Genomic DNA, 9,840 nt, shown 5'->3' on the forward strand with positions numbered 1-9,840 from the left:
AAATGTTCATCTCCCGATTACGCGTTATCGGGTAGGGGCTCGCTCACCAATGCGTCGCACCGATGCAGGCTGAGCAATGAACCGTATTCCATGGTAACAACTTGGTCAGCGACATCGAAATAGCGGTCATCGTGACTGATGACCACAACCGCCTTGCCTCGTTCGCGCAGTTTCGGCAGCACCCTGCGATAGAAAACCTGCTTGAATCCTGGGTCCTGATCGGCAGCCCATTCATCGAAAATGTACAACCCACGATCTTGAAGCAAGGCTACTAGAAGAGCCAGGCGCTTGCGTTGGCCGTCTGACAACGCCAATGTCGAGAAGACGCCGTTTTCAATCGTGACCTTTCCCTCCAGTCCTAAATCAACAAGGAGCTCTTGCGCCTGGTCTTGAACCTGGTCTGTCAGTGGGCACAATAATTGGTCGAACAGGTGATAGTCAGAATAGATCGCTGCGATTTCCTGGCGAAACCCTTCACGCGATGCATCATTCACCGCGCGTCCATCGAAACTGATGGTTCCCTGCAAAGGCATGTAATGCAGAGAGATCATTTTGCACAACGTCGTCTTGCCCGAACCGTTCCCGCCGACGATGAACGTCAACTCTCCACGGCGGATGTCCAGGGAAATCGGACCGACCTTATAGGCGTCTGCGTGGGTGTTGGTTGCGTGCTGAAAGACGAGGTCGGACAGGTGCATGCACTCCCAGTGACCCGCAGGCGCAAATGTCTTCGCCGAGCTGTCCTCGGACAGCTCGATGAATAATTTTTCTATATTTCGCAAGGCGGTTTTACCCATGGTGATCGGAAAAATCACATCGATGATCATTGAGACCGGCCCTGCCACATAGAGCAAGGCCATAACAATCCCGACCAGTTGCGTAGTACTGACAGTGTGATAATTGACGAATACGAATGACACCACCCCAATCAGGAAGAAGCTCAACAGGTCCCCGTATGAGTTCGCTGCAACCAGAATGGTGTACGTGGTCTTGTCTGCCTTGAGTAACGCTCGTTCGTGAGCAAGAACAACGTTTTCCATATAATGCTTACGGCCCTGCGCATCCAACTTTAGTTCTTTCGCGCCGAAAATCAGGCCTGTCATTGCCGTTTGCAGCTTGCCGAATATTTGTCGTGACGCGGTGAAGCTGCGATTGCCAAAGAATACCGGCAATTGATGGGTCAGGACGCCAATGCAGATTGCCTGAACAACGAACACGAACGCCGCCGTGTTCAGAAAGGCCAGGAATGACAGCATGCCCAGGAGTGTCACGCTGCTCATTAGCAAGTCGGGTAACAGTTGCCCGCCCACGACCACACGTCGAATGTCCTCGGTCATTGCCGCCAACAGCCTGGATGAGCCGACGGATTCCAAGTTACTTAAGTTTGCGCCTGTTATGCGCTCATACAAGTGGGTGCGTAGGTCCAGGGTCATTTCCGAAGAGATTCGCGTCAATATGGCACGCGATGTCGTCCGCGCAAATACTATGAATACGCAGAGCGCCAGGAATACGGCTGCGATTCTGTGGTCGGCAATTTCTATCGACAGGACCGTGTAACGCGCAGCCTCTGCCAGGTCGATGCCATCACTCTCGCCGCTCAGGCTGCTCAATACGATTGGGATCAGGCACGCATAACACACGCCCGCCAGGCAGCCCAGGATCAGGGCAATAAATAGACGGTTAGGCGCTTTGCGCCCAAATTCACTGATGAGCATCATGGTGTGGAGTGCTTCCTGAAGAGTCCTTTTCAATACCCGTCGACTTCAGCGTCATGCGATAGTACTGGCCTTGCTCAAAAGGTATAAGCATGTCTGCGTAGTGAGCGCTCATGACGTTGCCGGATTGCCCAGTGGAATTCATATATGAATAAACGTTTGTACCTTGCCCCATCTGTATGATCTGGCGAAAACCCGCTCCGGTGTGCTTCAAGTAACCCTCTGAATGGCTGAACCTCGAATAAGCGACATTGACGGTATCGGTCGAGCCGGGCGTACCGACTTTACGCTCAAAAAACGTATTGAACGGCTTGATAAAACTGAACGGGTTATGTTCGTAGAAAGCCGACTGAACGTCGCCCCAGCGCCATGCCTGCATGTCGGTGCCCTTGAGCTTTTCCAGTTCATCCAGAGTTTTATCCAGCGCTGCGTAAAGGGCTGTGGCGCAAGGCATTGGTTTTTCTCCTGGCCTGCACCAGGGACTGTCAGCTTCAGTCAGGGCGGCGTACAGCTGATCGGTTGTGGTGTTGGCGAACATGGCTTCAATATTGGCGATATGCCCTCGCTGATTAAATGGCACTGCTGCTTTGGCGGCGAAGACCTGGTCGACCAGATGGCGCATCCACACATTGAAAATCGTTGCGGGAACACTGTCCATTGACATGCTGCCATCCCAATGTTGCAAGCGCTCCAGGGCTTGTTCCTGACGTGGTGTGCGCCCCGCGAGCAAGCCGAGGGCGCCCATCATTCGCGTAGCGGGAAGGCTGAGCACGTCATGCTGTATCTGCTGATGAGCGTTGAAGTCAACCTCGCCCGTTCGCTCGATACTTTGCGCCAGCAGTTGGCGAATGCGTTGGGCGCGGCCAGGAGGTGCCCAGCTATCGGAAATGAAGTATGGGTAATCGGGTCCGGTGATGTCGTCATTGGCCGACACCAGGTAACCTTCCGGCGGATTGTATCGCTGGGGCATTTTGTCGAAAGGAATGTAGCCCTGCCATGCGTACTGGTCATTCATGCCTGGAACAGGGAGGGCACCTTGCCTTTGCTTGCGTATTGGGATCCGACCGGCGCCCATGTATCCGATATTGCCCTGAACATCCGCGTATAGAAAGTTGAGGGCCGGGGACACGAACAATGCTAATGCCGATTTGAACTCCTGCCAGTTCCTGGCGTAATTCAAATTCAGCAGGGCTTCGTATGTGGTATCTGTGACTTCCAGTGCGACCCAGCGCAATGCACCGGTGGCATCCAGCGCAGGCTCGGTATCGGTGACGATTGGTCCGTGAAGCGTACTTCTGATTTGCAACTGCACCGGCTTGAGTTCGGTGCGCAGGAACGACGGGAAATCTGCCTTTACTTTTATCTCTTCCGACCTCACCTCCAACGGTTCCCATTTACCGTTGTATAGATAATGTCCCGGCCTGCCGGCATCGAGCGTTTCAAAATACAGATCCTGGACATCAGCCGTCATGCTGGTGGCGCCCCAGGCAATGTCGTCATTCAGGCCCAGCACAACGGCCGGAAGACCGACCAGGCTCATGCCGGTGCTTCTCAGGTGCTTGCCTTCGAGCGTGGCCGGGTACCACCACGACGGGATGCTAAGACCCAAGTGGGGATCATTTGCCAGCGTTGCGCGGCCTTCTCTTGATAGTCGCCCTGAAGCAACCCAAGCGTTGCTTCCAAGCCATTTCCCACCGAGGTTGAGGTCTGCCTTTACGAGCCGCTGCCCCTCCAGGACTGCGGCCAATGCCTGCATCCTGGCACTTTTCTGCGCTTCTGAAATGTCAGCTCTTTCAGCGTCATGGCCTTTGTACAAAAAGGCGATCTGTTCTTTAGTGAAATAAGCGCTGGCTATATAACGTTGCATTTCGTCATCCAGGTTGCCTGACAGGTTCAACGCAAATACTTTGATCCAGGCAAGTGAATCTACCGGCGTCCAGGGCAGCGGCTGTATCCCGAGCGCAATAAACTCGGGGGGCAGCGTGGGATGTCCGGCGACCCAGGCATTTACACCATCTGAATAGGCTTGCAGCGATGCACGCGCGGAATCACTCAGGGCCAGCAGATCCTTGGTTGCAGTGCGGTATAAACCCAGTGTTCGAAACCACGCGTCCTGCTTGATCAGGCCTCGCCCGAAAACTTCACTCAGGCGCCCCTGGGCGATTCGCTGCTGCAGCGTCAATTGCCAGAGACGATCCTGTGCCTGGGCGTACCCCATTGCGTAAAAGACCGCCAGGTCGGAATCACCCTGGATATGGGGGACGCCGTGCTCGTCGCGTAAAATGGTGACGTTGCCAGGGTCATTGCCGGGCCATGCCAGCGTGGTCCGCGGCGAGGGCAACGAAGAAAGCATGGAGTGGTATATCAGCGCGAGTGCTGTTACTGCCGGGATAATAATTAGTAAGCAAAGGCGGGACAGTAACGGAAACCTTTTAATCACGCAGAGAGTCCTTTCAAACGTTCGATCATTCCATGAGCACCAACGGCCTGGGCAGACTTACCGCTGGCGGTACGACGAAGACTGCGCAAGAAGGTGCTGTAACGATTAAAGCCATTGCACAAGCACCGCTTTTGAACTCATGGTTTTTTGCGGGGTGTTGCAAACCTGCCGATTCAAAACATCCTGTCGGGACCCACATAAACAGCCAGTGGACTTGGCAAGCACATCGCAAGGTGTGATGTCTGGCGTATGAAATACAGTGCTCAGATCCGGAGGATCTTAGGGCAATGCGTAACCGAACGCTACTGTGTTCAAGTTTTCAATTCCCCTCTGCCCACGCCTGTTTCGTGCGACGCAAGTCCAATTGCGGGCTGGGGACGCAGAATTCAAATCCCAACGCAGGATAACGGGCCAAGCCCTAGAGAGCGTACCGCTCCCGAGATTCATTGTGTTACGATTTCGATGATTAAGCCTGCCTGGGCTCGGCGTTTTGGATTGCTTATCCGCGACCAGCCCCAAGGTTATCCCCAAAGGAATGGACGCGCGATTCGCCCGCTGGGCTATCTGCGTATTACTCATGGATTGGAGTTTTTCACTGTGCAAGCTGACGTTTCGTCTATTCCGCAAGATCCCTTGATCGAAATTCTGCAGACATTGGATCGCTCCGGTATTCGACTTAGCGTGGGTGCCCAGGGTCAACTCAGTGTCAAGGCGCCGAAAGGGGTCTTGACCGCCGCCTTCAAGCAGCTGATTGCCGATAACAAACCCGCGATTGTCGAACGCCTGCGCAACACCGGCGCACTGCTACCGCTGCCTGCTGAACAGCGCGCGCTGCCGTCGCTGCTGTCCTTTGGCCAACAGCGGTTATGGTTTCTCGATCGCTACGAACCGGGAAGCGCACGCTACACGATTTCGACAGCCGTTCGCCTGCGCGGGGGGGCGATTGATATTGATCTGCTGCAGGCTGCAATCGACGCGTTACTCGCGCGTCACGATGTGTTGCGCACTGTTTTTATTGAAGTGGACGGAGAGCCCAGGCAGTGCGTGCAGCCGACTTCAGTGTGCCCGATCGCTTTTCTGGACCTGGGGCCATCAAGCCCTGCAGAACAGCGGGACCGTATCGATGCGCTCATGCAGGAAGAGGCAGTCAAGCCCTTCGACCTGACTCAAGGCTCATTGCTGCGCATAAGCTTGGTGCGTTTGACGTCGACCGAGCATGTTTTATTAATAAATTTGCATCACATCGTCGCCGACGATTGGTCGATGACGGTATTGATTCAGGAAGTAGTGGACTTTTACACCAAGGGGTTGACCGGAGTGGAGTCCGAGCCTCCCGCGTTGGCTCTGCAGTATCTCGACTATGCGGTCTGGCAGCGTCAACGGGCCCAGGGTGGATTACGAGGGGAGCAGTTGGCGTACTGGCGGGGGCAGCTTGCGGGGGCTCCTGAGGTGTTGGACTTGCCTGCGGATCGACCTCGGCCTGCGGTCCAGACCTACCGTGGGGCGAGTTTAGGCTTGCGCTTGGACAGGCGCACAGTCACACGGCTCAAAGCGCTTGGCCAGGCACAGGGTGCAACGCTTTTCATGGTGTTGCAGGCAGCATTCTGCGTGCTGTTGCACCGCTACAGCGGGCAAAGGGACCTGTGCATAGGGGTCCCCACCGCAGGTCGTAGCCGGCTTGAGCTGGAACCATTGATCGGCTTTTTTGTGAACACTCTGGTATTGCGCGCGCAGGTCCAGCCCTTATCCGGTTTCAACCAGTTACTTGAGCAGGTGAAGGCTTCGGCCTTGCAAGCCTACGCCAATCAGGATGTGCCCTTCGAGCAAGTGGTCAGCGAGCTCAAACTGACGAGAAGTTTGAGCCACACACCTTTGTTTCAAGTCATGATGGTGATGCAGAATGCCCCGCGCGGCGGGATTGAAATACCAGGGTTGCGCGTTGAACCCCTGGATGTTCCTGTCCATGTCAGTAAATTTGACCTCACCTGCACCTTCATGGAGGACGGTCACGAGGGCCACCTGTTGGGTGGCATGGAATATAACTCTGATCTGTTCGACGAAGTGACTATTGCCCGTTACATACGGCACTTTCAGGCACTGCTGCAGGACATTTGTGAGCGTCCGCTCGCGCCGATCCATACGTTGCGGATGCTCTCGCCCGATGATATGCAGCAGATGCTGTGTCAATGGAATGACACGCAAAGCCAGGAGGTTGAGCCTGCACTTTTGCACCGTCAGTTCGAACGACAAGCGCAAATCACGCCTGACGCCTGCGCGGCAATCTATGAAGATCATTCGCTGACCTATCAAGAACTTGAAACACGCTCCCGCCAGTTGGCGGGAGCGCTCATTGAGCAAGGCGTAGGCGCTGGCCATTGCGTGGCGGTGTTGCTCGATCGCGGCCTGGATATCTTCGTTGCGTTGTTCGGAATACTTCGTGCAGGGGCGGCCTATGTACCGCTGGACCCTAGCCATCCTGCCGAACGGCTGACATTCATGCTCGCGGACTGCTGCGCGGGCATTGTGCTAAGCGACAGGCGGAATGTAGAGGGGCTTGACCTGCCGCTCCATTGCCGAGTGCTTGAGTCGCGCTCATTGTTCGGGCCCGATGTGCCGCTGCCGTCGTCCCGGGAGTTGCCAACGGTCGCAGGCAATGACCTCGCCTACGTCATCTATACGTCCGGTTCCACCGGCGTGCCGAAAGGTGTGATGGTGGAGCATCGCAATGTGGTCAACCTTCTTCAGGCGATGCAGCGGCGTATCCCAATAGATGGTACTGACGCGTTTTTATCGGTGACCACGCTGTCCTTTGATATCGCCGCGCTCGAGCTTTTCTTGCCATTGGTTCACGGTGCCTGTGTCGTGCTCGCATCGAGACGGGTTGCGTCTGACCCTCAACTGTTGGCGAGCGCTATAGATGCCCATGCAGTTACCTTGATGCAAGCGACGCCTTCGACTTGGCGAATGTTGGCAGAGCAAGGCTGGCCTTCACGCAAGATACGCGTGCTGTCGGGGGGCGAGCCTTTGCCTGCGGGGCTTCGGCACAAACTGCATGCTTACGCAGGATCATTCTGGAATTTGTATGGCCCGACCGAGACCACCATATGGTCGACGAGTCACTGTTTTGAGGGCATTGGCGCAAGCGATGTCACGATTGGCAAGCCTGTCGATAATACTCAGGTCTACGTGCTCGGCGCTGCTGGCGAGTTGTTGCCTGTCGGGGGCGTAGGGGAAATCTACATCGGCGGAGCCGGCGTCAGTCGTGGTTACCTGAACCGTCCTTCTCTGACGGCCCAGCGATTTGTGCCTGATCCATTTGGCACCGAGCCAGGGGCGCGATTGTATCGAACAGGTGATCTGGGGCGTTGGCGAGCCGACGGCAGCCTTGAGTACTCGGGGCGCAGCGATTTTCAAGTGAAGGTGCGCGGCACGCGTATTGAACTTGGCGAAATCGAGTCGAAACTGGTGCTGCATGAGCAGGTCAGCCAGTCCGTTGTGGACGCACGCCCTGATGCGGCCGGGAACCAACAGCTTGTCGCTTATGTGGTGCCCCAAGGCGAGGCGCAGGACGAATTGGTCCCCGTGCTGCGTGCGTATCTGCGGGCAGTGTTGCCCGAGCATATGTTGCCCAGTGTGTTGGTGTTCCTGAAGACCTTACCCTTGACCGTAAACGGGAAAGTCGACCGCAAGGCGTTGCCTGTTCCCGAACGTGTTGTACACGCCACGGCACAAGAGCAGGCCCCGCGCTCGGAGCAGGAACATGTGCTGGTGGAGGTCTGGCAGAGTGTGTTGGGCCTTGAGAAGGTCGGTCGCAATGATCATTTCTTTGAGCTTGGCGGCCATTCCCTACTGGCGGTATCGATGGTTGCCAGGCTGCGAAAGTATGGCTTCGCGCTGGACGTCCATTCGATCTTCGCCCTTCCGCGATTGGCGGACATGGCCGTCGCTTTGCGGGAGGCATGCCAGACGGTCGTACCCCCGAATACGATCACGCCTGACACCACCTCGATCACGGCACAGATGCTGCCTTTGGCTTCTCTGACCCAGGCCGACATCGACCTGCTGGTGCAGCGTGTTCCAGGCGGCGTCGCAAATATTCAAGATATTTACGCGCTGTCGCCCATGCAGGACGGCATCCTGTTCCATCATTTGTTGGCGCAGCAGGGTGATCCGTACCTGATGGCCTACGAGATTGCATTTACAGACCGCTCATTGCTTGATCGCTACCTTGAGGGTGTCGAGCAGGTTATCGCCCGTCACGATATCTTGCGCACCTCTTTTTTTTGGCGTGACCTCTCCACGCCGGTTCAGGTCGTTTGGCGCCAAGCACCTCTGCGAATCGTTTATCCGCAGCTCGATGAGCGGCACGGGCCTGTGCTTGACCAGCTTCGTAAACGTTACGATCCGCACCTGCATAGCATTGATATCGGCGAAGCGGGTCTGTTGCGTGCGAGCGTTGCAGCAGATCCTCAGGCGAATAGATGGTTGCTCCATCTGCGCCTGCATCATCTGGTTGGAGACCATTTGACGCTGCACATGCTCAATGATGAGGTCGTTTCCCTACTGGCGGACAAAGATTCCACGTTACCGCCAGTCCGACGGTTCCGTGATTTTGTGGCGCAAACCTTCCTGGAGCCTAACCCCGGAAGATATGAACGATTTTTCCGTGAGCATCTGTCCCAAGTACGTGAACCGAGTTTGCCGTTCGGGGTCGCGCACGTGGACCCTGCTCATACTCAGGAGCACCGTCAGCTAGTGCCTTCGGCGCTTCTACAGCAATTGGACGCTCATGCCCGGCGTCTCGGCGTTAACCTGGGCAGCCTGTGCCACCTTGCCTGGGGGCTGGTAGTCGCTCGTACCAGCGCTTGCCGGCACGTGGTGTTTGGCACCGTGCTGCTAGGTCGTGCGTCTTCCCTGGAGTTTGCCGAGCAGGCCATGGGGCTATTGATCAACACGTTGCCTCTTTACTTGGGGTTAAAGGACCTGTCGGTCGACAATGCTGTGCTCAATACCCATGCCGGTCTGACGGCGCTGCTGCGTCACGAACACGCACCGTTGGCGCTGGCTCAGCGCTGTAGCCGCATCTGCGCACCTGCGCCGTTGTTCAGTGCATTGCTCAACTACCGGCGTAGCACTCAGTCGAGCGCGCTCAGTGATTCGCTCCCTATGGGTATGCAGTGGTTGGGCGGGCAGGTGGGGGCGACTTATCCCTTCTGCTTGACTGTCGAAGACCAGAGTGACGCGATGGAGTTGATTGCACATGTTGCGGCGCCAATTCCAGCGAAGCGGATATGTGAGTACATGCTCCAGGCAATGCATGGCTTGGCCAGTGCGATGGAACAGGGCCGGCCAGTGATGATCGACAGCCTCGACATCCTGCGCTCTGAGGAGCGTCGGCAAGTCTTGCAGGGTTGGAACGATACCGCACACCCTGCACCTGCCGGGGATCTGGTGCAGTTGTTCGAGGCCCAGGTGGCACGCACGCCGACGGCTCAGGCGCTCTGTCATGGCGAGCTTCAACTCAGCTATGCCGAGCTTAATGCCCGCGCCAATGCCGTGGCCCATGCCTTGCTGGCCGAAGGCATCGGTGCACAGGACGTGGTGGCCTTGGCCATGCCCCGCTCGGTGGAACTGGTGGTGGGGATTTGGGCCGTGCTCAAGACCGGTGCGGCTTATCTGCCCCTG

3 protein-coding genes are annotated in these 9,840 nt (G+C 56.5%); 1 reads left to right on the forward strand and 2 read right to left on the reverse strand.

Annotated features, from left to right (window positions below; translation table 11 throughout):
* Nucleotides 1–17: 17 nt before the first annotated feature.
* The gene (locus BMX59_RS25925) at nucleotides 18–1,718 is read right to left on the reverse strand and encodes a cyclic peptide export ABC transporter (protein ID WP_093127380.1); all 1,701 of its coding nucleotides are present in this window, start codon (nucleotides 1,716–1,718) and stop codon (nucleotides 18–20) included.
* Nucleotides 1,702–4,155 (reverse strand): penicillin acylase family protein, encoded by a 2,454-nt coding sequence (locus tag BMX59_RS25930; RefSeq protein WP_093127383.1) that lies wholly within the window; start codon nucleotides 4,153–4,155, stop codon nucleotides 1,702–1,704. The genes BMX59_RS25925 and BMX59_RS25930 overlap by 17 nt, the downstream gene beginning before the upstream one ends.
* Before the next feature lie 462 nt (nucleotides 4,156–4,617).
* Here BMX59_RS25930 and BMX59_RS25935 point away from each other — a divergent pair.
* Nucleotides 4,618–9,840: non-ribosomal peptide synthetase (locus BMX59_RS25935; protein WP_175486714.1), on the forward strand; the 5,223-nt coding region annotated here is incomplete at its 3' end.

Source organism: Pseudomonas sp. NFR09 (assembly GCF_900111535.1).
Taxonomy (GTDB): domain Bacteria; phylum Pseudomonadota; class Gammaproteobacteria; order Pseudomonadales; family Pseudomonadaceae; genus Aquipseudomonas; species Aquipseudomonas extremorientalis.